The sequence below is a fragment of the Chitinolyticbacter meiyuanensis genome (assembly GCF_008033135.1).
Taxonomy (GTDB): domain Bacteria; phylum Pseudomonadota; class Gammaproteobacteria; order Burkholderiales; family Chitinibacteraceae; genus Chitinolyticbacter; species Chitinolyticbacter meiyuanensis.
Genome location: NZ_CP041335.1, coordinates 4,014,267 through 4,038,064, shown reverse-complemented (window position 1 = coordinate 4,038,064; position 23,798 = coordinate 4,014,267). Strand labels below are relative to the sequence as shown.

The window sequence follows — 23,798 nt, the reverse complement described above, 5'->3', positions numbered from 1 at the left end:
CAACAAACAGTCCTCTGGAGAACACAGCATGACCGCGTTACGAGAAGTGAATGGCCTTGCGGGCGTACTCGGCATCGTGGTGCGCGACCTCGACGGCCGCATCGTCGAGGAGCGTCGCGTGAACAACCTGATCACCACCGCCGGCCGCCAGGTGCTGGCGCAGCTGATGACCGGCGCCGTCGCGCCGGGCCGCCTGCAGATCGCCGTCGGCGGCAGCGGCCAGCCGGCTTCGCCCGATGACGTGGGCCTGCACAAGCCGCTCGATGTCGCCGAGGCGTCGGTGCCGTCGCTGGAAGCGAAAGCCATCGGCGATGGCGAGCTGCCGCGCGTGCTGGCCAAGGTCCAGGCCACGCTGCCAGCCCGTGGCGGTGGCGACGTGCAGGAGCTGCAGGAGGCGGGCATCGTGCTGTCGCTCTCCAACGAGCAGTCGGTGCTGTACAACCGTGTCACCTTCCCGCCGATCAACCGCTCCGGCAACCTGGAACTGACGCTGACCTGGGAGGTGATCTTCTGATGGCTGATCGTCCCGCGCCTTATATCAAGAAGGAAGCTGGCGACATCATGCTCGCCGCCGACTGGAACGAAATGCAGGTCCTGGCCCGCGCCGACATCGAGACGGTGCGCAGCCAGACCATCAACGGCAGCCGGCTGGAGCCCGGCAGCACCGCGCGCCTGACCGAGCTCACATTGAGCGGCGATCTCAAGTTCAGCGGCAAATCGCTGCTGCAATCGCTCGATGCGCTGGCGGCAAGCCTCAAGACCGCGAGCGATGCGAAGTTCGATCGCGTCGGCGGCAATATCGACGGTGCCGTGGTGGTGAAGGGCGATCTGACGGTACAGGGCGCCAGCCGGCTCAACGGCCTGCAAAGCAGTGGCCCGATCAAGCTGCGCACGCTGACCACCATCGAGGAAGGCGACGGCAAGTGGTCGAACTTCGGCTCGAACGCCTATTACGACGGCGCCTGGCGCCGCGTCGACAACGGCCGTGCCGGCGTGAACCTGCACATGCAGGCAGAAAGTGGCGACGGCCAGGAATTCCGCTTCTACCGGGTCGAGGCCAACGGTCAGGGCAACAACGTCGCCGTACTGGGCTCGACACTGAGCTACCTGCGCGATAGCCATCTGGCCATCGGCGGTACCGCGGTGGAGAACAGCGAGAGCTGGGCACGCGTGCTCGACATCACCAGCACCAGCACCACCAAGCTGTCGGTGCGCGCCGGTGCCGTCGATGGCCGGGTGACCGCGCATACCAGCGGATTTCACGGTGCGCCGGCCGGCATGATCATCGGCACGCGTAGCGCCCATCCACTGAGTTTCGTCAACGAGGCCAAGGTCAACATGACCTTGCAGACCAAAGCGGTGGACCTGCTGCAAAGCAGCGGCTCGCCACTGCGGATCTCGTCCGGCTGGAGCGGCAAGCCCGACGGCGGCAACGGCTGGGCGGAAATTTCCAACGACATCAACAGCTACAAGACGTTGATGATCATCGGCAACAAGGCCAACGACGGCAACACCCGCCGCGTCAGCGTATGGGATCGGCTGGAAGTGAACGGCAGCTTCCATGTGACCAGCGATACCACCATGTCCGGCCAGCTCGAGGTGAACAACGGCGTGGTGTTCGAGAACAACCTCGGTGCGCACATCAAGCGCGACGGTGTGCTGTACCGGTACGGCGGCCAGGCCTACATCGGCATCGACGACAACCTCTACGTCTACGACTGGTCGCGCAACCGCTACTTCCAGTTCGACACCATCGCCATGCAGCTGCGCAACAGCTCCGATGTCCGCCTCAAGGAAGCGATCGAACCGCTGGCCGATCCGCTGGGCCTCGTCAGGCGCCTGCGCGGCGTGAGCTTCCTTTGGAAGAACGGTGAGGCCGAGGGGCAGCGGCAGCTTGGCCTGATCGCGCAGGAAGTGGAGCAGGTGCTGCCCCAGCTGGTCGGCGACGGCCCGGACGGCATGAAGCAGGTCAGCTACCTCAGCCTCGTGCCGTTGCTGCTCGAAGCCATCAAGGCACAACAGGCGCAGATCGACGCGCTGCAGGCCCGATAACCACAGCCCGGCGGCTTGCGTCGCCGCCCAGGAAACAGCAGCCATGCCCGACATCAAGGACAACGTCCTCAGGACCGGCGAACTCGGCGCCACGGTGGCGCCGTATGTGAAGAAATCGGCCGGCGACATCATCCGTGCGGACGACTGGAATACCGCGCAGGTGCTGGCGCGCACCGACATCGCCAACCACGATCACACCGCGCTGGGCCGGGCGATTCCGCGCGAGGGCATTCGCGAGCGGGCGATCGACGGCAGCCGCATCGATCCGGAGGCGCAGATCGCCGCCCGCAGCCTCACGCTGAAGGACAGCCTCAAGATCGGCGCGCGCGATGTATTGGCCGATCTCGATCGGGCCTTCGCCGGGCTGGAGCAGGGCAAGACCAGTCTCGACAAGGCGCGCAGCGATCTGACGACCAGCATCAGCTCGCTCAGCAGCCAGCTGGCGCTGATTCCGCAGCAGACGCTGTCGATCCCGGCGCTGATCGTCAACGGCAACACCGGCCTTGGCACCGCCAGCCCGCAGGCGCGGCTGCATGTGGAAGGCAGCATCCGCATCAAGGCCAGCGAGCAGGTGTTCTGCCCGGGGCGCCTGCATATTGCCGGCGACGAGCTGCTCTACGTGCTCAACAAGAGCGGCATGGTGATCGGCAAGGAATGGGGCGGCAACGGCAAGCTCGACGTGCAAGGCGAACTGGTGGCGCGTGGCGGGCTGACCTTTGCCGATGGGGGCCGGCAGACCTCCGCAGTGGTCATCCGCGGCGGCAACTGGGATAGCGGCGGTCGCTTCGAGAAGACCATCAAGTATTTTGATATCGGCCTCAGTGGCTTTCGCAACCCGCCCACGGTGCTGGTCGCGATCGGTTTCGTCGATGCCGAGAAAACCCGCAACCTGCGCTTGAAAACCTGGGCCGAGAACATCAGCAGCACCGGTTTCCGCATTGCCGTACAAACCTGGGACGATACCGTGATCTACGGTGCCACCGGAACCTGGCTGGCGTTTGGCAGCTGACCCACCCGCAATCGAGATAACTCCATGAAGCCACAGATTGAAGCCCGCCTTGCCGAACTGCGCCACGAATACGATTCCGGCCAGCAGATGCTCGCCGAACTGGAGCGCCGCAGCAACGAGGTGAGCCAGACGCTGCTGCGCATCGGTGGCGCGATCCAGGTACTGGAAGAAATGCTGGCTGCCGATGCTGCGCCGGATCATCCGGCGGCCTGACGCGGAATCGCCATGGCCGACGCTACCGTGCAATTGTTGAGCAGCGATAAGCCGGCAAGCGGCCGTGCGCTCGAGGTCAGCGCCGACGGCCTGCTGTTGCAGCTGGTAGTGCCGCCGGGCCGCAAGCTGGAGCGGATCACGCTCGCATTGCGGGCGGACAGCGGCGCGACCAAGGCCGCAACCGGCGTCACAGTCAGCGGCGACGTGGCCGATCTGCCCAACAATGCCGCGCGCTGGGTGCGCGCCGAATGGGCGGAGGAGCGCGCGCTTGCCGGCCTGGCCTTCGCGGCCAATACGGCGAATGCGGCGGGCCGTATCCGCATCCTCAGCGATGGCATCTGGCTACCGCTGATGCCACTCGATACCTTGCCGATCACGACGGCCAACCAGGGTTTTGCCCCACTGGCGGCCAGTGCCGTGTCGGTGGAGGTGCTGGCGCAGAACGACCAGAAGGTGCTGGTGCCTGGCGCTGCCAAGGTCGGTGGGCTCAGCTTCACTGTGTCCGACCAGCCCTGCCATGTGGCGCTGGCGGTCGGTGATGATCCACCGTTCTTCCGTCAGGCCGGCGTGTTGCCGCTGGTGCCGGTCGAGGTCGGTGGGCTCGCCCGCCTGGTCAACCGCTACCTGCTCGACCATCCCGGCAGCCGGGTGGTGCCGCTGCGCCTGACGGCCGCGGCGACGCGCAAGCTGCGGATCGAACGCTTCGACGCCATTTTGCAGGCCGAAGCCGTCGATCCGCGCCCGGACGGCGGCGGCCCCGCGCCCGAAAACCCGCACCGGCCTCGGCCCGGCGAGGTGGCATCGCTGCCACCGGTTGCTGTGCCTGCGGCGATCGAAGCGCGACGCCTGAGCGACGCCTATCGGGTTGCGCAGCGTTTTCGCTGGGACGAAACATCGCAGGTCGTGTCGGCCGTGGCGCTTTTTGCGCGCCGCGCCGAAGCGGAACCGCAACTGGCGCTGGCGTTGTATGCCGACGACGGCGGTCAGCCGGGTGGCCCGCCGTTGGGGGGCATGCTGCAGGTGGCTGCCGAGAAGACGACGCCGGACTGGATTCGTGCCCGCTGGCCGGAAACACTGGCGCTGACCAAGGGCGACTATTGGCTGGTCGCCAGCGCGCAGCACGGTGATGCGCTGTGGTACACCGGCACGGAGCGCCCGACGGTGGCGGGCGATACCTTGTTCAGCGTCGACGCTGGCCCGTGGCTGCCCATTGGCGACGCGGCCCGCTGGGCCCAACTGGCGGTGTATACCGTGCCGGCCGACGCTTCCTGACTCCTGTTCGACGGAACTCCCATGCTGCACGCCCTCGAAAAACTGTTTGATGCCGACTTGAAGCAACTGCTCGGCGACCGTGCCAGCCTGGTGCTGGGGCCGGTGGCACCGGTGCCCACGGCGGCCAAGCCGGCGGTCTGCCTGAGTGCGGGCAGCCTGGAAACCGGCTGGGCCGGCGACGAAGCCGGCGGCGCCCGCGGCCCGGCCTACCGACTGCAGGCGCGCACGCTCGCGGCCAAGGCCGGCCAGCCCGGCAACTTCACGGTGCCGGCCGGGTTTGCCGTGGCCGATGTCCAGGCTCCGCCGGGGCGACTGCTGAATGCGGCGGACCATTATGTGCAGCAGGGCCAGACGCTGCAGTTCCTCACGCCGCCCACCGCGCCGGTGCTGGCCCGCCTGCGCGGCGAGGCTGCGCGGGGTTATACCGAACGCCAGTCGGCCAGCCTGGCGCTGACGCTGGCAGTGTGGGCCGCTACCGGCGCCGTGGCGAGCGAACTGGCCGGGGAGGTGACCGGCGCCGTTCTCGCCCGCCTTGCCGATACCAATGTGGTTGATCTGGTCGTGCCGGGTGACGGGCCGCTGGCGCTGCGGCTGTATCGGCCGCTGGCCTGGCCGGCCCGCGTCGAGTCGACATCGCAGCGGCTCGGCAGCAGTGATTGGCCCTACGTGACGGTGCTGCTGGCCGTGCGTGGCGAGTTGGAGCTGGCGCTCGGTGTCGGTACGCCGGAGCCAGTGTCGCGCATCGAGCACATCGAATACCAGACCCAGGTGCAGCCGGGCTTTTCGCCCGGTTGACGTACGCTCAGGCAGGCATGGCGGCCAGATGGTCGGCCAGCCGGGCCAGCGTCTGCCGTCCACCTTCGACGGCACCGAACGATTTCACTTTCTCGCATGCCGCTGCCGTGGCGAATTCCATCGTCAGCGTCAGCAACGTGCCGCTGGCTGTGGCCTCGAAGCGGACTGTCACGTGAAAGTCGGCCACGAAGGGCTCGTTGTCGCCGCCATGCTGGTACACAAGGCAAGCGGGCGGGTCGACCTCGGTGTAGACGATGCGGTTGGGATAGTTGCTGCCGTCCGGGCCGTGCATCACGAAGCGCCAACTGCCGCCGGCACGCACATCCATCGTATGCACGGTGTTGGTGAAGCCGTCTGGTCCCCACCAGTGGGCGATGTGCTCGGGTTGGGTCCAGGCCGCGAACACTCGCTCGCGCGGGAAGGCGAGCTCGCGGCTCAGTACGATCTGGCGCTCGTTGCGCTTGCTCCCTACCATTACGCAGCTCCCTGGTTGGCGAGGCTCTGCCAGATCGGCCTGACCTCGATCGCGGCGACGCGGGCGATCGGGTGCCGGCTGGCCACGGCCACGGCTTCCTCGCGGCTGGCGCAGGAGATCAGGTCGTAGGCGCAGATCTGCTCGTCGCCCGCGGCGAACGGGCCGGGCGTGGCGTGTACGGCGCCATCGCGCACACGCACGGTCACTGCCTCTTGCATCGAAGCGAGCGGGTTGCCATAGCGGCGGATGCCGGCAGCCGTGGTGTCGGCTACCCACCGGTGCACCTCGCCGATCAGCTCGGCAGAAGGCTCGAAAGCATCGTCATGGGCGATGATGAGCAGGAAGTCCATGGTCGGGTCCGGGGCTGTTTGCGGTTGCGGGTCAGTCGACCAGCGAGCCGCAGGTGAGGTTGACGATGGCGCCGGTCATGGCACTGGCGCGATCCGAGGCGACAAAGGCAGCGAACTCGGCCACTTCCGCCAGCGTGGGCAGGCGCTTCAACAGCGTGCCGGATTCGGCGTGCGCGGCCAGCATCGCGGCAATGGGCTGGCCGGCGCGCCGCGCCGACTCCGCGAAGACCTCGGCGGCGTGCGAGCCTTGCGCTAGCGCTTGCGGGATCGCATCGGGCCGCAGGCAGATGGCCCGTGCGCCATGCGGGCCGAGCTCGGCAGCGAGGTGGCGCGTCAGCGTCTCCACCGCCGCATTGGCCATGCCGAAACCGAGAAAGCCGGTGCCGGCAAGGCGCGAGCCGGGTGTGCTCAGCGTGAGCACCACGCCGGCGCGCTGGCGGACCATGGCGCGGGCCACTGCGCGGGCGGTGAGGAAGTTGCTGCGGGTATAGCTGGCGATCGGCAACTCGAAATCGGCTAGCGACAACTCCAGCAGGCCCGGGCCCTGTACATGCACCATGCCCACGGCGTTCAAGGCCACGTCGATCCGGCCGGCGCGATCCAGCACTTCGGCCACATGGCGCTCGACGTCATGCTCGATCAGCGTGTCGACCGGGTGGGCGTAGGCCTTGCCGCCAGCGGCCTCGATGTCGCGCACGACCGCCGCGAGCCGGTCCGGATGGCGTGCGGCGAGAAACACCGTGGCGCCTTCCCTGGCGAACACCCGCGCGCACTGGCTGCCGATGGCGCCACTACCGCCGTAGATCACGGCGACCTTGTCCTGGAGCAGCATGAGACCTCCTGTCGATAAGGCGGATGCGGATGAGTGCGCCGGCCCGTCGGCTGGCAGACCTCTCAGCGGCTTTCTGCAGCCGCCTTGAGCTTGGCAAGGCCGGCTTCAAAGTCGCGCCCGATCAGCGCATCCATGTCGCAGAACACCTGCATCACCCTGGCGATCCACGGGTTGGGGCCGTGCATGGTCCAGCTCACCGCGGTGCCGCCATCCGTGGGCACCAGGCTGAATTCGGCGATGTTCTCGCCGGGAAACGGCCGGATGAAGCGCAGTGCAATGGTCAGGTGGTGTGGTGCGCTGGCCTCGGTGATCTCCATCCGGCCTTCACCCGCCTTGCCGCTGCCGTTCCAGCCATAGACCGCACCGACGCCCTGGCTTGCGCCACCGAACTCGCGCTTCATGTGAGGATCGAGTCCCTCGAATGGCGACCAGGCCGACCAGCGTTTGAAATCGCTGAGATAGGGAAAGATCGCTTCGGCCGGTGCATTGATCTGCTGCGTGCGCGAGACGCGGAAGGTGTCGGGTTTGCGGGCCGCCAGGATGGCGATGACCGCGATCGCCACCACCAGCACCACAAGGATCCATTTGACCACGAGCATGGCGGACTCCGGCTACTGCGCGTTGCGGGCGGCGAGCTCGCTGGCGAGGCGCTGCTCCTGCTCGCGCAGTTCGGGCGTGAGCGCGTCGCCGAAATCCGCCATGTCGAACAGCGGGCGGATCTCGACTTCGGTTTCGCCGAGCATGGGATTGGGGCAGCGCTTCACCCATTCGATCGCTTCATCAAGCGATTTCACCTGCCACAGCCAGAAGCCGGCGATCAGGTCCCCGGTATCGGGGAAGGGGCCGCGGATCACGCTGCGTTCCTTTCCGGCAAAGCGCACCCGCGCGCCGCGCGAGGTGGGATGCAGCCCGTCGCCGGCCTGCATGATGCCGGCGGCGACCAGCTCCTCGTTGTAGCGGCCCATCTCGGTAAGCAGCGCCTCGCTGGGCAGTTCGCCGGCTTCGCTGTGTTGGTCTGCCTTGATGATGATCATGACGCGCATGGGATGGCTCCTTTCGTTGGGTTATCGGGGGGAGAGCGTGCTGGACAGCCGCTCGAATGCGTCGCGCCAGCCGGCGATGAAGCCGGCGGCAACGATGGCATCGGTCGCGGTGCTGGCGACGCGGGCATGGATGGTGATGCGGGTGGCGTCCGCTGCGTGGTCGGTGAAGGTCACCGTCACCAGGCTATGCGGCGGAATGCCGGCGCCACAGGGATGGCGGTCATCCATCATCCCCGAGTAGACGATGCGCTCGGGCCGCACCACCTCGTGATAGGTGCCTTCGCACGGATAGTCGATGCCGTCCGGGCCGCGCAGGTCGAGGCGGAAGTGGCCGCCGACACGCAGGTCGATCTCGCAGCGCAGCCCGGCAAAGCCGTGCGGCCCCCACCAGTGCGGCAGGTGTTCGGGATCGGTCCAGGCATCGAACACCAGCGCGCGCGGTGCGGGCAGCACGCGGGTGAGCACGATGTCGTGGTGGTTGGGCGGGGCGACGACGATCTGCGATTCGAAGCCGGGCAGGGCGTGGTTGGACATGGCGTGTGGACTGGGTAAGGGGTTGGGGCTCAGTGGGTGGCAGCGCGGCTGGCGTAGGCGGCGAGCCGGTCGAAGCATTCGCTCCAGCCGCCATGGTGACTGTCGCGCTCAGCCGAGGATTGGAACGGTGCTTGGCGGAACACCATGCGGGTGCTGTCGCCCAGGTCGGCGAACTGGATGGTTACGAGGTTTTCCAGGCCACGCTCGCCGTCCTCTTCCCAGGCGAAGGTGAACACCAGCTTCTCGGGGGTGACGATCTCGCGGTAGTGGCCGCGCATCCAGTAGTCCTGCCCTTCGGGCGAACGGATGCAGGCACGGTAGGCGCCGCCGACGCGGAAATCGATCTCGCACGATGGCACGGTGAAATCCTTGGGGCCCATCCAGTGCACTTGGTGCTCGGCCGAGCTCCAGGCGGCGAACACCAGATGGCGGGGTGCCGGCAGGTTGCGGGTGATGATGAGTTCGCGATCGGCGGCCAACAGGGCGGCGCTACTGGACAACAGCATGGCGGTTTCCTTTCGATGTGGCCGTCTGTGCGGCGCGGGGTCGGTGAGCCTGTTGCTTGCAGGCAACGGCTCAGTTTTCGTCCTTGGCCTGCAGCTCCAGCAGGTAGGCTTCCAGCCGATCAAGCCGGGCTTCCCAGAAACGGCGGTATTGCTCCACCCAGTCCGCCACGTCCTGCAGCGGCTTGGCCTCGAGCTTGCAGGGCCGCCACTGGGCCTGTCGGCCCTGGGTGATCAGGCCGGCGCGCTGCAGCACTTTCAGGTGCTTGGTCACTGCAGGCAGGCTGATGTCGAACGGTTCGGCCAGCTCCTTCACCGACGTTTCGCCCAGCGACAGGCGGGCCAGAATGGCGCGCCGGGTGGGATCGGCCAGGGCAGCGAAGGTGGCGCTGAGGGGATCGGACTGCATGTATTGCTCATTGGTTAATTAACTATTTGGTAAATTAAACGGCGCGTGCCGCTACGTCAAGCAAGTGAAAGCAGCTTTTTGACCAGCGGTGAGTTTTTGTCAGCAAGCCACGCCACCAGACGGCGGCATGGCATGGTGCAGTCAGCGTGGCAAAGGCGCGCCATCGATATGGACCGCGACCACGTTGAGGTCGCGATCAAGCTCGACTACATCCCCGCGCGCGCCCGGCACCAGCCGGCCGATGTCGCTGCGACCGAGGTAATCGGCCGGATTGCGCGACACCCGGTGCGATGCGTCCTCCAGCGTGAGGCCCAGCTGCACCAGGTTGCGCAGCGCCAGATCCATGGTCAGGGCGCTGCCGGCCAGCGTGCCATCGGGCAGCGTGACGGCACCGAGGCATTTGCTGAGCGTGCGGCCGTGAATCGGGTAGCTGCCGTCGGGCAGGCCGGCGGTCTGCGTGGCATCGGTCACGCAATAGAGCTTGGGAATGCAGCGCAGTGCCACCTTCATCGCGCCGGGGTGGACGTGGATCAGGTCCGGGATCAGCTCGCTGTATTCGGCGTGCGCCAGCGCGGCACCCACCATGCCTGGTGCACGGTGCGCCAACGGCGTCATCGCGTTATAGAGGTGGGTGAAGCCGGCGGCGCCATGATCCAGCGCGGCGACACCGTCTTCATAGCTGCCAAGCGAGTGGCCGATCTGCACGCGGATGCCACGCCGGGCGAGTTCGGCGATCAGCCCGGCGTTGCCGGCATACTCGGGCGAGAGCGTGATCACGGCGACGGGAGCGAGCTGGCGGTAGTCATCGATCTCGGCCAAGTCCACCGGACGCACCGTATCAGGCAGGCCGCCGAGCCGGCCCGGGTTCACATAGGGCCCCTCCAGATGGATGCCGATCAGCCGCGCACTGTTGGTCGGGCGCTCGCGACACAGCTGTCCGAGTGCTCCCAGCACGGCAGTCAGCGTGGCGTGGTCGGCACCGACGGTAGTGGCGAGCAGGCTGGTGGTGCCCGAGCGCGCGTGCAGGCCGGCAACGGCACTGGCGGCAGCGGCGCCTTCCATGAAGTCGTGGCCGAGCGCGCCGTGGATATGCAGGTCGATGAAGCCTGGCAGCAGGTAGTGAGCGTCGTTGTGCGCTGGATCGACCGGTTCGGCGGTGATGGCGCGGATGCGCTCGCCGTCGAATTGCAGCGTGCCATAGCGCCAGCCATCGGGGGTGAGCAGATTGCCATGCAGCATGCCGAAGTCCTCCTGGGCCAAAGCGCCATCGTCACCGGCGGGCTGCCGTGATGCAAGCGCTTGCCCGCAACCGGGCAAGCGGCGCAATGCGCCGATGCCCGTGGGTTCAGGACAACGGGTTGAGGCCGTGCCAGAGGGCGGTTTTATTTGCCCAAAAAATAGGCAGGCGTTAGAATGCGCGCCTTTTCGCCCGTTCCCCCCTGCCTTGCCGCCATGCGCATCGGCCCCTATCAACTCGCCAACAACCTGATCGTCGCGCCCATGGCCGGCGTGACGGACAAGCCGTTCCGCCAGCTGTGCAAGCGCTTTGGCGCGGGCCACGCGGTGAGCGAGATGATCACGGCTGACCAGAGCCTGCGCCTGACCAAGAAGACGCTGCGCCGCGCCGATTTCGATGGCGAGCTGGCGCCGATCTCGGTGCAGATCGCCGGCTCCGATCCGGCGCAGTTGGCCGAGGCCGCGCGCTACCAGGTGGAGAACGGCGCGCAGATCGTCGACATCAACATGGGCTGCCCGGCCAAAAAGGTGTGCAACAAGCTGGCAGGCTCGGCGCTGCTGCAGCATGAACAGCTGGTCGGTGAGATTCTCGAGGCCGTGGTCCAGGCAGTGGACGTGCCGGTGACGTTGAAGACCCGGCTGGGGTTCAGGAACGGCGAGGAAAACATCCTGCGCGTGGCGCGCATGGCCGAGCAGGCCGGCATTGCGGCGCTTGCCATCCACGGCCGCACCCGCGAGGACATGTACAACGGCGATGCCCGCTACGCGCTGATCCGCGAGGTGAAAGCGAGCGTGGCCATGCCCATCATCGCCAATGGCGACATCGACAGCCCACAGAAGGCGCGCGAGGTGCTGACGGCCACTGGCGCGGACGCCATCATGGTGGGCCGCGCGGCGCAGGGTCGGCCATGGCTGTTCCGCGAAATCGGCCACTTCCTCGCCACTGGCGAGACGCTGCCGCCGCCGCGCGTCACCGAGATCAGCGAAGTGCTGCTCGAGCACCTCGACGGGCTGTACGCGCACTACGGCGAATACTCGGGCTGTCGCATCGCCCGCAAGCACATTGCCTGGTACACCAAGGGGTTATCGGGCAGCAATACATTCCGGCAGGCCATGTACCGGCTGGAGAGCACCACCGAGCAGAGGGAGGCGACCCGCGCGTTTTTTGCGCGCCTGGGTCAGGAGAGCGAGCGCCTGTGTTACGTCGACGACGTGGCTGCAGGCCAAGAACAATCGGGGGAAGCATGAACCATAACGATGATCGCGCCGTGAGTGCGGTGAGCGATCCCATTGCCGAAGCCATTGCGGCTTCGCTGGAACAGTATTTCCAGGACCTGGACGGCGAGGCGCCCTGCGCCGTGTACGACATGGTCCTGGGTCGGGTGGAAAAGCCGTTGCTCACGCTGGTGCTGGCCCGCGTCGACGGCAACCAGACCCGCGCGGCCGAGGTGCTTGGCATCAACCGCAACACCTTGCGCAAGAAGCTGCAGACCTACGATCTACTGTAATACCCACGCCATAGCAAACAGATAAACAGGTGCATGAGATGAGCAAAATCACGCGGGCGCTGATCAGCGTTTCGGACAAGACCGGCGTTCTCGAATTCGCCCGGGCCCTCGCCGGCCAGGGCGTTGAGATCCTTTCCACCGGCGGCACCGCCAAGCTGTTTGCCGAGAACGGCGTGCCGGTGATCGAGGTCTCGGACTACACCGGCTTCCCCGAAATGCTCGACGGTCGCGTGAAGACGCTGCACCCCAAGATCCACGGCGGCATTCTCGGCCGGCGCGACCTGGAAGCGCACGTCGGCACGATGAAGGAACACGGCATCGGCAATATCGATCTGGTGTGCGTGAATCTCTATCCGTTCGAAGCGACCATTGCCAAGCCCGGCTGCAGCTTCGAGGACGCCATCGAGAACATCGACATCGGTGGCCCGGCCATGGTGCGCTCCGCCGCCAAGAACCACGCCCACGTTGCCATCGTCACCGATGCGGCCGACTACGCCGGCTTGGTCGAGGAAATGCAGGCGAATGGCGGCGCGCTGAGCCTCGCCACCCGCGTCAATCTGGCCAAGAAGGCCTTCAGCCACACCGCGGCCTACGATGGCGCCATTTCCAACTACCTGACTGCCCTGACTGCCGAGGGCGAGAAGGCCGCTTACCCGCAGCGGCTGAGCCTGCAGTTCGAGAAGGTGCAGGACATGCGCTACGGCGAGAACCCACATCAGAGCGCCGCGTTCTACCGCGACCTGCATCCGGCCCCGGGCAGCCTCGCCAACTACAAGCAGTTCCAGGGCAAGGAACTCAGCTACAACAACATCGCCGACGCCGACGCCGCCTGGGAGGCAGTCAAGCAGTTCGAGCAACCGGCCTGCGTCATCGTCAAGCACGCCAACCCGTGTGGTGTTGCTGTTGCGGCTGATCCGTACAGCGCCTACCAGCTGGCGTTCGCCACCGATACCACCAGCGCCTTCGGCGGCATCATCGCCTTCAACAAGCCGATCGATGTCGATACTGTCGAGGCCGTATCCAAGCAGTTCATGGAAGTGCTGATCGCCCCGGGCTACACGCCGGCTGCGCTGGAGCTGCTGGCCAAGAAGGTGAACGTGCGCGTACTCGAAGTCGCCATCGAGACGGGAGAGAACAAGTTCGACCTGAAGCGCGTCGGCGGTGGCCTCTTGGTGCAGACCCCGGATACCCACACGCTGACGCTGGCCGATCTCAAGGTGGTGACCAAGATCCAGCCGACCGAAGCTCAGCTCAAGGATCTGCTGTTCGCCTGGAACGTGGCCAAGTTCGTGAAATCGAACGCCATCGTGTTCTGCGGCAAGGGCCAGACCCTCGGCATCGGCGCCGGCCAGATGAGCCGGGTGGACAGTACCAAGATCGCCGCCATCAAGGCCCGCAATGCCGGCCTCGATCTGCGTGGCTCGGTGGCCGCATCGGACGCCTTCTTCCCGTTCCGCGACGGCGTGGACGTGATCGCCGAGAACGGCGTATCCGCCATCATCCAGCCGGGCGGTTCGGTGCGCGACGACGAGGTGATTGCGGCAGCCGACGAGCATGGCATCGCCATGGTGGTAACCGGCATCCGCCACTTCCGCCACTGAGAGGGCGGCTGCGCAGCCCGAAGATTTTGTCGCTGCGCGCCTCGTGTACCTTAACGTACACGTCGGCGCTGGCTTCGCGTCCTCGGGCTGTTCGCTCGCCCTGAGTTGCACCGTGTGAGGGTTTGCGCGGCGGTGTACCTTGACGTAGACGTTTTCACGAGTTCCGCGCCCTCGTGCGGCTCACCCCCGAATCGCGGGTTTGGTGTGCGTAGAGGTTTTCGGTTCGGTTGGGCTTGCTGGCCAACTGTGGGATGCGATTGCGCGAGGTGCTTCGCTTTTGCGTGGTGCCGAAGATTTGAAGTACCAAAGCGGCATGATCTGCGGCCGCTCGTTTCGAGATTCTGAATTGAAGGTAGGAGCGGGAAGGGCGTGGCAGCATCCCTTCGCTCTTCCCCCTTCTCCCTTCCCAAGGTGCTGTGATGAATATTCTTGTGATTGGTAACGGTGGCCGTGAACACGCGCTGGCATGGAAGCTTGCCCAGAGCCCGCGTGTCGCCAAGGTGTTCGTCGCGCCGGGCAACGCCGGAACGGCGTTGGACCCGAATCTTGTCAATGTAGCGGCGAGCACCATCCCCGAGTGGCTGGAGCTTGCCCGCCGCGAGCAGGTCGCCTTCACCGTGGTTGGCCCGGAAGCGCCATTGTCGCAGGGCGTGGTCGATGCCTTCCGTGCTGAAGGGCTGAAGATCTTCGGCCCGACCCGTGCCGCCGCCCAGCTCGAATGGTCCAAGGACTATGCCAAGGCCTTCATGAAGCGCCATGGCATTCCCACCGCTGCCTACGAAACCTTCAGCGATGCCAAGGCAGCGCATGACTACGTTACCGCACGCGGTGCCCCTATCGTGATCAAGGCCGACGGCCTGGCCGCCGGCAAGGGCGTGGTGGTGGCGTTGACGTTGGACGAAGCGCACGCCGCCATCGACATGATGCTGGACGGCAACAAGTTCAGCGATGCCGGTGCGCGCGTGGTGATCGAGGATTTCCTTGAAGGCGAGGAAGCGAGCTTCATCGTGATGGTCGATGGCAAGCACGTGCTGGCCATGGCCTCCAGCCAGGACCACAAGCGCCTGCTGGATGCCGACCAGGGCCCGAACACCGGCGGCATGGGCGCCTACAGCCCGGCCCCGGTGGTCACGCCGGAGGTACACGCCCGCGCCATGCGCGAGGTGATCCTGCCGACCGTGGCTGGCATGGCCAAGGATGGCATTGAGTACACCGGCTTCCTCTACGCCGGCCTGATGGTCGGCGCCGACAATGCGGTGAAGGTCGTGGAATTCAATTGCCGCTTCGGCGATCCGGAAACCCAGCCCATCATGATGCGGTTGAAGAGCGACTTCGTCGCGCTGATCGAGGCTGGCATCAACGGCACGCTGGACCAGGTCGAAGCCGAATGGGATCGCCGCGTCGCCATGGGCGTGGTGCTGGCCGCCGCCAACTACCCGGAAACGCCAAAGAAGGGTGACGTGATCACTGGCCATACGGTGAACGAGGAAGACGGCCATATTTTCCACGCCGGCACCTCGCTGAACGCTGCCGGCGAAGTCGTCACCGCCGGTGGGCGCGTGTTGTGCGTCACCGCGCTGGCCGACAGCTTCAAAACCGCGCAGAAGCGCGCCTACGAGCTGGTAGCTGGCGTGCACTTCGACGGCATGCAGTACCGCAGCGATATTGGCTGGCGGGCGATTGCGAGAAAGTGAGCCCGATCCTTCTCCAAATAAAAGCCGCCTTTGGGCGGCTTTTATTTTTGATTCGCCGGGTGTCGCATGGATTCATCGCACACGGGACTGCCGTGTGTCTGCAATGCGCCTGCCGCAAGTCATCCAGTCTCTCGTTGCTTTTCCAACGCAGACCTCTGGTTGCAGAGAACTGCGAAATCGCTTTCTTATTCCGGATGAATAATACTGGTGCGTGCCGCGTTGCCCAGCCGCGGCTACGTATTCAATTCCTGCCACTGCGGGCGCTGGTGCATTCACAAGGAGAAGGTTTTGGAGCCCGTTCTGAATTCATCATCGCAGTCACCTCGCTGGTTGCGACTCTGGCAAGGCTTAATGGGGCTGGGCCTGCTGCTCGGCATAACACTCAGCCAGGCCGCCGCCGATCTCGAGCCACTGCAACAAGGCCGCTTCAGGCATGGCTCGGTTACGCTGGCTGATGGCAAGGTGCTGGTCGTGGGCGGGGAAATCCTGCCTGGTGCTGAAGTGGTGGTCACGCAGACCACCGAGCTGTTCAACGCCGAGACCCGTCAGTTCCAGTTCGTTGCACCGATGCATACTGGCCGGGCCGGGCATGCCACGGTGCGCTTGCAGGACGGCAGGGTGCTGGCCGTCGGTGGTTACAACGCTACTGGCGCTCGCCCACCGGGCCTCACTACCGCCGAAATTTACGACCCGGTTACCAACCAGTGGAACCAGATCCCCTTGCAGATCGGCCGAGCCGAGCCCAAGGCTACGCTGTTGCCGAGCGGCAAGGTGTTGATTGTCGGTGGCAGCGCGTCCACCTTGAGCACCGAGCTGTTCGATCCACAAACCAATAGTTTCAGCGATGCAGGGAACCTGCCGCAAGGCTTGGAGGATTTCGCGCTGGTGGCGCTACCTGATGGCCGAGCCCTGCTCGCCGGTGGTGCGACCTCGGCCGGAGTCACCGTCAACAGCACGCTGCTGTGGGATCCGATGCAAGGTGGCTGGCGCAGCAATGCAACCCTGGCCCAGCCGCGCCGTTATGCCACGGCCACGCTGCTGGCCAATGGCAAGGTATTGGTGGCAGGCGGGCAATGTACCGACTGCGATTTTGCCGCCGAGTTGTTCGACCCGGCGACCGGTGCCTTCAGCAATACCGGCCCGACCCAGTCCAGCCACTACATAAACGAAACCGTGCTGCTGGCCGATGGCCGCGTATTGCTCTCGGGTGGCAGCAGCCGGGCCATCGAGCTCTACGACCCAACCAGCAATACCTGGGCGCTGGCCGGGCAATTGATCCGGTCCCAACCCAATAGCCGACTGGCTCTGCTTGGCGATGGCCAAACGGTCATTCTGAGCGGCAGCAGCTTCCGCGCAGGGGTCGGCGCCGTCGAATGGTTCAACCCAGCGTGCGCCGTTGTACCGAATGCAATCAGCCCCATTCAGCAGGCCTTCCCGATTCAGGGCGGCACCGGCATCGTCAATATCAACCTGCCGGCCCAGTGCTTGTGGTCGCCGTCGTGGCTGCCGACTTGGATTACGACCAGTACCACACAGGGCAGCGGCAGCGGCCCGCTGCACTTCAATGTTGCACCGTTCACACCAGCCAGTGCCGGCGAAACCCGGTCAGCCACGCTGCTGCTAAACGATGTCTCGGTCAACATCACGCAGTCGTCGACCACGCCGACCAGTGTGACGCTGAGCCCGACCAGCCAGACCTTCAATGTCAACGGTGGTAGCGGTGCTTTGTCGATCAGCGCAACGGCTGGTATGGCCTGGAGCGTGAGCAGCTTGCCGACCTGGGTGCAGGTTCAGGGCAATGCCAACGGCAGCGGCAATGGCCAGTTGTTCTTTACGGTGGCGGCCAATCCGGGTGCGATGCGCAGCGGCAATATTGTGATCAACGGCCGCATCTTTGCATTGACACAATCGTCGGCTACGCCGGAGTGCGACAATCCGGCGCTGTCACCGTCTTCGACCGCTGTGTCCTCTGGCGGAGGCAGTGCCACCACTACACTGACCACCGGCGCGAACTGCAGCTGGGTTGTGGCCGACCTGCCGAGCTGGGTGACGATCACCTCTGGGAATACCGGTTTGGGGGGGAGCCAGTTGCGCTTCGGCATTGCTGCCAACCCTGGCGTGGCACGTAGTGCGGTGCTGAACATTGCCGGTCGTAGCTTTGTGATCAGCCAGTACGCGAATCAGGCGGCACTATGTGCCAACACAACCTTTGCGCCAAACGAGCAGACAGTAGGTGCGAACGCCACCAGCAGCCCATTCAGTTTCACGGTCAATACTACCAGCGGCTGCCAATGGTCGATTACCGGCAAGCCATATTGGCTGCGCTGGGATTCGTCGAGCACGGGCAGCGCCTCGGCGACAGTGCGCTACACACCGGCGGTCAACTATGGCGCCGCGCGCTCAAGCATACTGAGCTTTGGCTCGACCAAAATCACCATCAACCAGCAGGGCAGTCCCTTGCCGATCAATTGCAAGCCGATCACGATCCCACCGAATCAGACTGTGCTTGGCAAACTCGAGACCAGCGATTGCACCGCCAGCTACCGGGGCGGCAATTACGTCAGTGATCGTTACCTGTTCCGCGGCACCCCGGGCATGCGCTTTGCCGTCGTGGTCAAGGGGGATTTCGATAGCTATGTCTCGCTATTCGATCCCTATGGCAAATTTAGCGGGTCGAATGACAATGTGGGTCCGGGTAGCACCGATTCCCGTCTACCGCCATCGGGTTACATCCAGCTGGTCTCGGGAAACGACGGCGATTATCTGATCGAGGTTACTGCTGCCCAGCCTGCGGGGTTCGGCAATTACACGCTGCAGCTCATTCAATAGTGGCGCTTGCCTGTCGTATGTGGTCGCCAACGGCTGACGGACAGTAATGCTCCGTCTTAATACCAAAGAAAACCGCCGGGGAATCGGCGGTTTTCTTTGGTAGATGTTTACTTTCGATCGCAGTGTCGTGCTGCGATCAGGTCGCGAGCCAGGCCCACCAAGGCTCGGTTTCATGATTCATACCGGGGCTACCGCGGTTGATACCAAATTCTTTGTGGTACCCCAGTGCTGTTCGAGCCACATAGGCCCGAGAGGTCTATAGCCTTCCCTATTTGCGGAAGTTCATTTTCCACTACGTATCACATTAGGCCCTTGAAGCTCTAAAGAGCAACTTTTTTGTTGCAATTTAAAGCGGGGAGGTGCATGCTAAATATGCAACTATTTTGTTGCTATGGGAGCATGCCATGAACCACTATCAGCAAACCCTCACCGTGGCGGCCGATCCGGCGGTCGTCTACGCCGCGCTGACTACAAAAGCCGGGCTGCAGGGCTGGTGGACGCAGGATTGTGATGTCGATACCCAGGTTGGCGGCACCATAAAGTTTCGTTTCGGCGCCCACTACAAGCACATGCGCATCGAGCAGCTCTCGCCGGGGCAGGAGGTGCGCTGGCTGTGCACGGTTGCGCATATCGATATGGATCGATTCCAGAGCAAGAATGAATGGGTGGGCACGCAGCTGTTGTTCCGCCTTGCGCCTGCAGGTGAAGGTAGGACGCGGTTGGATTTCGAGCATGTCGGCCTCGTGCCGTCATTCGAGTGCTACGATCTGTGCCAGAACGGCTGGCAGCATTTCATGGCCAGCCTGCAGCACTATGTCGAGACCGGTGTGGGCGAGCCGTTCCGCCCGACCGAAGCCTGCCCGGCCAGTGCCGCAGCCTGAGGAGTAGCGCATGACGACCGAAGCACAACAAAGCGACCGCATCGAGCGCAGCATCGTGATCAACGCCTCGCGCGACAAGGTGTGGCGCTCGCTTACGCACGCGGAGACCTTCGGTACCTGGTTCGGCGCCGAGCTTGCGGGGCAGGTGTTCGAGCCGGGGCGCCGCGTGCGCGGGCGGATCGCGATCTGCGGTTTCGAGCATGTGTTCTTCGATGTGGTGGTCGATCGCATCGAGCCGCAGCAGCGTTTTTCCTTCCACTGGCATCCGTACCCGGTCGATCCCAAGGTGGACTACACGCTGGAGCAGCCCACCCGCGTGGAGTTCACGCTCGCCGATGCGCCGGACAGCGCCACGCTGTTGAAGGTGGTCGAATCGGGCTTCGATGGTGTGCCGCCGCACCGGCGTTTCGAGGCCTTCCGCATGAACAACCAGGGCTGGCAGGCGCAGCTCCTGAACATTTCCAACTATGCCCAACAACAATAAACCCGAAGTGCAGGCGGGGTTCGCCCTGCCTGCCTTTGCCGAATCCGGCGATGCGCTGGCTCGCATCTTTGCTGCGCTGGGCGATCCCATCCGGCTCAAGCTCGTCGCCATTCTCTGTGCCGGTGGCGCGTTCTCCATCACCCAGCTGACCACCAGCACCGACATTACCCGCCAGGGCGTGACCCGCCATCTGCAAGTGCTGGCCGATGCCGGCGTGGTGCGCGATGTGAAGGTGGGGCGGGAGCGGCTGTGGCAGCTTGACCCGGCGCAGGTGGCACTGGCACGGCAGACGCTGGAGGCGATTGGCCGCGAATGGGACGTGGCGCTGAACAAGCTCAAGCTGTTCGTCGAAGCGCAATAGCGCTGCCGGGCGTTGCCACCGGCGTTTGTCGGTGCCTGTGGCCCGCCCACAGCGACGGTATGCCGATTTACTGACTGATCGCGTATTCCACGGTGACGACCACGCGGGCGAGCTTGGCGATGGTTGATTTGTCGTAGGCGCCGCCGTAATCGCTGTCACTACCGCCTCCTTGAGCTGGCAGGATGTAGAACGCCCCCTGGTTCGCCGACTTCATCGCGCCGACCCGGGCGCCGCCCGTCTTGGCGAATTCACCGGCGCGGTCGCGCGCATTGCGCGTGGCATCGGCGATCAGCGACATCTTCACCGCTTCGAGCGTGCTGACCAGGTATTCCGGGTCCTCCACCGCGATCGGCAGACCGCTTTCCACCAGTTGCACGATCTTTCCGGCAGCCGCGTCGACGCGTTTTACGTCGTTGCTCGCGAGCTGTACCGATTGGCTGGCGACATACTGCTCGATCTCCCGCGTCTGCCGGCCTTCCTCATCCTGCCGGTGGACGACGGTATAGTTCTCGCGATCGAAAGAAATCTGCTGCTCGGTGAAGCCCTGTTGTTTCAGGAAGTCGACCACTGCCGGGCGATGGGTACGCAGCGCTGCAAATGCTTCGGGCAAGCTGGTTGCGCCGCCCTGTACCACGATGCGCCAGCGCGCCTGATCGGCGGTGACGGCTTTTTCCGCCAAACCCTTTACCGACACCGATTGCTTGTTGTCACTGATGCGGCCGGCGGTGTAGCTGACGATGGCGGCAGAAAGCACCAGCCCGATTGCGATGCTGATGCCCAAACCCAGTACTGAATCCCGCATCCCCGCCATTGCTTTCTCCTGATTGACGAAACCAGCAGTAGAGCATGCGGGCAAGGCAGCAACAAGGATGGGCGTTTGCCACTAACGGTTCTGCCCCACGACCTTCGCCCGCGACCCATTGCCACGTTTGCGCCCGGCTGCTGTCACAGCAGTTTAATTGTGTAGACATCTCCCCTTCATCTGCGACCACCACAATCCGCGGCTATTGCAGCTACCCGGAGGCCGACCATGGCCGCGGCATTGGAAATCCGCCATCTGAACAAGACTTTCGTCGCCGGCCACAAGGCGCTGGACGACGTGCACCTGGCCATCGAGCAGGGCGAGATGGTGGCGTTGCTCGGTGCATCGGGCTCGGGCAAATCGACGTTGCTGCGCCATATCGCCGGCTTCGTCATCGCCGATCGCGATGGCGGCAGCATCGTGGTACATGGCCGGACCATGCAGGACGGCGGCCGGCTGGCGCGCGATGCGCGCGATATCCGCAGCCAGATCGGCTTCGTGTTCCAGCAGTTCAACCTCGTCGCCCGCATGCCGCTGATGACCAATGTGTTGACCGGCATGCTCCATCGTGTGCCGCTGTGGCGCTCGGTGTTCAAGTGGTTCACCCGCGCCGAGCGCGAGCGTGGCATGGCGGCGCTCACCCAGGTGGGCATCGCCAAGCATGCCTGGCAGCGTGCCTCGACGCTGTCCGGCGGGCAGCAGCAGCGCGCGGCGATTGCCCGTACGCTGGTGCAGGAGGCACGCCTGATCCTGGCTGACGAGCCGATTGCCTCGCTTGATCCGGAAGCGGCCCGCAAGGTGATGGAAACGCTGGCGCGCATCAATCGCGAGCAGCACACCACGGTGCTGGTATCGCTGCACCAGGTGGACGTGGCGGTGCGCTACTGCCAGCGCGTGATCGCGCTGCACCAGGGCCGCGTGATGTACGACGGCCCGCCATCGCGGCTGACCCCGGCGCTGCTGTGCGAGATCTATGGCCCGCTCGCCACCGAGCTGATTTCCCATGGTTCCGTTGCGCCCACCCGCGCACCGGAGCTGGCCGGCATGGCGCCGGCACTCGTTTGACCCCCCAACCAGGAGTGCACTCCATGTTTCGCCGTCTTCTTGCCGCCGCGGCCCTCGTTGCCATGGCCCCCGGCTTTGCCGCCGACGCACCGAAGGAACTGAACTTCGGCATGATTTCCACCGAATCGACCGGCGCGCTCAAGCAGATGTGGCAGCCGCTGATCGAGGACATGAGCAAGCAGCTGGGCGTGAAGGTCAATGCCTTTTTCGCCACCGATTACGCTGGCGTGATCGAAGGCATGCGCTTCAAGAAGGTGGACATCGGCTGGTTCGGCAACAAGTCGGCGATCGAGGCGGTGGATCGCGCTGGCGGCGAGGTGTTCGCTCAGCAGGTGGATGCCGACGGCGCACCCGGCTACTGGTCGCTGCTGATCACGCACAAGGACAGCGGCATCACCAATGTCGACCAGGTGCTCAAAGGCAAGGGCAAGTACAACCTGGGCCTGGGCGATCCGCAATCGACTTCGGGTTTCCTGGTGCCGGGCTACTACCTGTTCGCGCAGAACGACATCGATCCCAAGACCCACTTCAAGACCGTGCGCAATGCCAACCACGAGGCCAACCTGATGGCGGTGCTCAATCGCCAGGTGGACGTGGCGACCAACAACACCGAGATCGTCGAGAAGCTCAAGCAGACCTCCCCCGAGCGCTACGAGCAGATCCGCATCCTGTGGAAGTCGCCGCTGATCCCGAAGGATCCACTGGTGTGGCGCAAGGATATTTCGCCGGAACTCAAGGCCAAGATCCGCACCTTCTTCACCACCTACGGCAAGGATGAGCGCGAGAAGGGCATCCTCAAGGCGATCTACAACACCGGCAGCTTCCGCGCCTCCAGCGATCTGCAACTGGTGCCGACCCGTCAGCTGGAACTCGCGCGCGCCAAGTCCAAGATCGAGGACGACACCACGCTGTCCGCCGACGACAAGAAGGCCAAGCTCGCCGAGGTGAATGCCAAGCTTGCCGAACTTGCCAAGCTTTCCGCCAAGTAATCGCCTTTGCGGCCGGGTTCGCCCGGCCGTTTTGCATCCGGAATACTCATGACTCATCTTGCCGCCTCGGCCGTCGTGCCGATCGCCCCCAAACGCAGCTGGTGGACGCTGGTCGGTTGGGCCGCGCTGCTGTTCGTGCTCGCCGCTTCCTGGCAGGGTGCCGACATGCGCCCGCTCGATCTGGTACGCGATTCGGGCAACATGGCCCAGTACGCCAGCGATTTCTTCCCGCCGAGCTTTCGCGACTGGAAGGTGTACCTCGGCGAGATGCTGGTCACCGTGCAGATCGCCGTATGGGGCACGGTGCTCGCGGTGATCTGTGCCGTGCCGTTCGGCATCCTGTCGTCGTCCAACATCGTGCCGGCCTGGGTTTATCAGCCGGTGCGCCGCGCCATGGATGCCTGCCGCGCCATCAACGAGATGGTGTTCGCCATGCTGTTCATCGTCGCCGTCGGGCTTGGACCGTTCGCCGGCGTGCTGGCGCTGTGGATCCACACCACAGGCATCCTCGCCAAGCTGTTTTCCGAGGCGGTGGAGGCGATCGATCCGCAGCCGGTGGAAGGCATCCGCGCCACCGGCGCCACCCGGCTGGAAGAAGTGATCTATGGCGTGATCCCGCAGGTACTGCCGCTGTGGATCTCGTTCTCGCTATACCGCTTCGAATCGAACGTGCGCTCGGCCTCGGTGGTCGGCATGGTCGGCGCCGGCGGCATCGGGGTGATCCTGTACGAAATTATCCGTGGTTTCCAGTACGCCGAAACCTGCGCCGTGATGATCATGATCGTGGCCACCGTATCGCTGATTGACCTGATCTCGGCGCGCATCCGCAAGGCCGTGGTGTAGCGCGATCAACTATCGCTG

General features: G+C 64.8%; 27 protein-coding genes. 17 read left to right on the top strand and 10 right to left on the bottom strand.

Features of this window, described 5'->3' with window-relative positions; all coding sequences use genetic code 11:
• Window positions 1-28: 28 nt before the first annotated feature.
• From FLM21_RS19220 to FLM21_RS19195, 6 genes are read left to right on the top strand one after another with little or no spacing between them, the layout of a single operon-like run.
• A complete protein-coding gene (locus FLM21_RS19220; RefSeq protein ID WP_148717117.1) occupies window positions 29-514 on the top strand; it encodes a hypothetical protein in 486 nt (161 codons plus the stop codon).
• The gene (locus FLM21_RS19215) at window positions 514-2,052 is read left to right on the top strand and encodes a tail fiber domain-containing protein (RefSeq protein ID WP_148717116.1); all 1,539 of its coding nucleotides are present in this window, start codon (window positions 514-516) and stop codon (window positions 2,050-2,052) included. The genes FLM21_RS19220 and FLM21_RS19215 overlap by 1 nt, the downstream gene beginning before the upstream one ends.
• 43 nt (window positions 2,053-2,095) lie before the next feature.
• Window positions 2,096-3,061 carry an H-type lectin domain-containing protein gene (locus FLM21_RS19210; protein WP_148717115.1) on the top strand — a complete coding sequence of 322 codons (966 nt, stop codon included), beginning with the start codon at window positions 2,096-2,098 and terminating at the stop codon, window positions 3,059-3,061.
• Window positions 3,062-3,085: 24 nt separating this feature from the next.
• Window positions 3,086-3,274 carry a hypothetical protein gene (locus FLM21_RS19205; protein ID WP_148717114.1) on the top strand — a complete coding sequence of 63 codons (189 nt, stop codon included), beginning with the start codon at window positions 3,086-3,088 and terminating at the stop codon, window positions 3,272-3,274.
• A 12-nt stretch (window positions 3,275-3,286) separates the two neighbouring features.
• Entirely contained in the window at window positions 3,287-4,546 is a 1,260-nt protein-coding gene (locus tag FLM21_RS19200) for a hypothetical protein (RefSeq protein WP_148717113.1), read from the top strand.
• Window positions 4,547-4,567: 21 nt separating this feature from the next.
• On the top strand, window positions 4,568-5,341 hold the full coding sequence (locus FLM21_RS19195; RefSeq protein WP_148717112.1) for a hypothetical protein: 774 nt from the start codon (window positions 4,568-4,570) through the stop codon (window positions 5,339-5,341).
• Between the two features lie 7 nt (window positions 5,342-5,348).
• On the opposite strand, the gene FLM21_RS19190 is transcribed toward FLM21_RS19195, so the two are convergent.
• The 9 genes from FLM21_RS19190 to FLM21_RS19150 all read right to left on the bottom strand — a co-directional run bounded on the left by FLM21_RS19190 (window position 5,349) and on the right by FLM21_RS19150 (window position 10,726).
• On the bottom strand, window positions 5,349-5,816 hold the full coding sequence (locus tag FLM21_RS19190; protein ID WP_148717111.1) for an SRPBCC family protein: 468 nt from the start codon (window positions 5,814-5,816) through the stop codon (window positions 5,349-5,351).
• Window positions 5,816-6,166: a YciI family protein gene (locus FLM21_RS19185; protein ID WP_148717110.1), complete on the bottom strand. Its 351-nt coding sequence runs from the start codon at window positions 6,164-6,166 to the stop codon at window positions 5,816-5,818. Before FLM21_RS19185 ends, FLM21_RS19190 begins: the two co-directional genes overlap by 1 nt.
• A gap of 31 nt (window positions 6,167-6,197) precedes the next feature.
• Window positions 6,198-6,998, bottom strand: coding sequence for an SDR family NAD(P)-dependent oxidoreductase (locus FLM21_RS19180; protein ID WP_148717109.1), 801 nt, complete (start codon window positions 6,996-6,998; stop codon window positions 6,198-6,200).
• A 62-nt stretch (window positions 6,999-7,060) separates the two neighbouring features.
• Window positions 7,061-7,597 (bottom strand): SRPBCC family protein, encoded by a 537-nt coding sequence (locus FLM21_RS19175; protein WP_222846726.1) that lies wholly within the window; start codon window positions 7,595-7,597, stop codon window positions 7,061-7,063.
• Window positions 7,598-7,609: 12 nt separating this feature from the next.
• The gene (locus FLM21_RS19170; RefSeq protein WP_148717108.1) at window positions 7,610-8,041 is read right to left on the bottom strand and encodes a YciI family protein; all 432 of its coding nucleotides are present in this window, start codon (window positions 8,039-8,041) and stop codon (window positions 7,610-7,612) included.
• Between the two features lie 21 nt (window positions 8,042-8,062).
• The gene (locus FLM21_RS19165; protein WP_148717107.1) at window positions 8,063-8,575 is read right to left on the bottom strand and encodes an SRPBCC family protein; all 513 of its coding nucleotides are present in this window, start codon (window positions 8,573-8,575) and stop codon (window positions 8,063-8,065) included.
• 29 nt (window positions 8,576-8,604) lie between these two features.
• A complete protein-coding gene (locus FLM21_RS19160; RefSeq protein ID WP_148717106.1) occupies window positions 8,605-9,081 on the bottom strand; it encodes an SRPBCC family protein in 477 nt (158 codons plus the stop codon).
• 70 nt (window positions 9,082-9,151) lie between these two features.
• Complete coding sequence (locus FLM21_RS19155) at window positions 9,152-9,487, bottom strand: ArsR/SmtB family transcription factor (RefSeq protein WP_148717105.1); 336 nt, start codon at window positions 9,485-9,487, stop codon at window positions 9,152-9,154.
• Between the two features lie 141 nt (window positions 9,488-9,628).
• Window positions 9,629-10,726, bottom strand: a complete 1,098-nt coding sequence (locus tag FLM21_RS19150; RefSeq protein WP_148717104.1) for an N-acetylglucosamine-6-phosphate deacetylase — start codon at window positions 10,724-10,726, stop codon at window positions 9,629-9,631.
• A 213-nt stretch (window positions 10,727-10,939) separates the two neighbouring features.
• Between FLM21_RS19150 and dusB the strand changes: the two genes are divergently transcribed.
• From dusB to FLM21_RS19110, 8 genes are all read left to right on the top strand, one after another.
• Window positions 10,940-11,971 (top strand): tRNA dihydrouridine synthase DusB, encoded by a 1,032-nt coding sequence (dusB, locus tag FLM21_RS19145; protein WP_148717611.1) that lies wholly within the window; start codon window positions 10,940-10,942, stop codon window positions 11,969-11,971.
• Window positions 11,968-12,231: a helix-turn-helix domain-containing protein gene (locus FLM21_RS19140; protein WP_148717103.1), complete on the top strand. Its 264-nt coding sequence runs from the start codon at window positions 11,968-11,970 to the stop codon at window positions 12,229-12,231. The genes dusB and FLM21_RS19140 overlap by 4 nt, the downstream gene beginning before the upstream one ends.
• Before the next feature lie 38 nt (window positions 12,232-12,269).
• Complete coding sequence (purH, locus tag FLM21_RS19135; RefSeq protein ID WP_148717102.1) at window positions 12,270-13,832, top strand: bifunctional phosphoribosylaminoimidazolecarboxamide formyltransferase/IMP cyclohydrolase; 1,563 nt, start codon at window positions 12,270-12,272, stop codon at window positions 13,830-13,832.
• Window positions 13,833-14,251: 419 nt separating this feature from the next.
• Entirely contained in the window at window positions 14,252-15,526 is a 1,275-nt protein-coding gene (purD, locus tag FLM21_RS19130; protein WP_148717101.1) for a phosphoribosylamine--glycine ligase, read from the top strand.
• Window positions 15,527-15,877: 351 nt separating this feature from the next.
• Window positions 15,878-18,355, top strand: a complete 2,478-nt coding sequence (locus FLM21_RS19125; RefSeq protein WP_148717100.1) for a tRNA wybutosine-synthesizing protein 4 beta-propeller domain-containing protein — start codon at window positions 15,878-15,880, stop codon at window positions 18,353-18,355.
• A gap of 404 nt (window positions 18,356-18,759) precedes the next feature.
• Window positions 18,760-19,236 carry an SRPBCC family protein gene (locus FLM21_RS19120; RefSeq protein ID WP_148717099.1) on the top strand — a complete coding sequence of 159 codons (477 nt, stop codon included), beginning with the start codon at window positions 18,760-18,762 and terminating at the stop codon, window positions 19,234-19,236.
• Between the two features lie 10 nt (window positions 19,237-19,246).
• Window positions 19,247-19,720, top strand: a complete 474-nt coding sequence (locus FLM21_RS19115; RefSeq protein ID WP_148717098.1) for an SRPBCC family protein — start codon at window positions 19,247-19,249, stop codon at window positions 19,718-19,720.
• Window positions 19,704-20,081, top strand: coding sequence for an ArsR/SmtB family transcription factor (locus tag FLM21_RS19110; RefSeq protein WP_148717097.1), 378 nt, complete (start codon window positions 19,704-19,706; stop codon window positions 20,079-20,081). The genes FLM21_RS19115 and FLM21_RS19110 overlap by 17 nt, the downstream gene beginning before the upstream one ends.
• Window positions 20,082-20,148: 67 nt before the next feature.
• On the opposite strand, the gene FLM21_RS19105 is transcribed toward FLM21_RS19110, so the two are convergent.
• Window positions 20,149-20,892: an SIMPL domain-containing protein gene (locus FLM21_RS19105; protein ID WP_148717096.1), complete on the bottom strand. Its 744-nt coding sequence runs from the start codon at window positions 20,890-20,892 to the stop codon at window positions 20,149-20,151.
• A 219-nt stretch (window positions 20,893-21,111) separates the two neighbouring features.
• On the opposite strand from FLM21_RS19105, the gene phnC reads away from it, so the two are divergent.
• From phnC to phnE, 3 genes are read left to right on the top strand one after another with little or no spacing between them, the layout of a single operon-like run.
• The gene (gene phnC, locus FLM21_RS19100; RefSeq protein ID WP_148717095.1) at window positions 21,112-21,948 is read left to right on the top strand and encodes a phosphonate ABC transporter ATP-binding protein; all 837 of its coding nucleotides are present in this window, start codon (window positions 21,112-21,114) and stop codon (window positions 21,946-21,948) included.
• Between the two features lie 23 nt (window positions 21,949-21,971).
• On the top strand, window positions 21,972-22,937 hold the full coding sequence (gene phnD, locus FLM21_RS19095) for a phosphonate ABC transporter substrate-binding protein (protein ID WP_148717094.1): 966 nt from the start codon (window positions 21,972-21,974) through the stop codon (window positions 22,935-22,937).
• A 48-nt stretch (window positions 22,938-22,985) separates the two neighbouring features.
• Complete coding sequence (gene phnE / locus FLM21_RS19090) at window positions 22,986-23,780, top strand: phosphonate ABC transporter, permease protein PhnE (protein WP_148717093.1); 795 nt, start codon at window positions 22,986-22,988, stop codon at window positions 23,778-23,780.
• The last annotated feature ends 18 nt before the right edge of the window (window positions 23,781-23,798 follow it).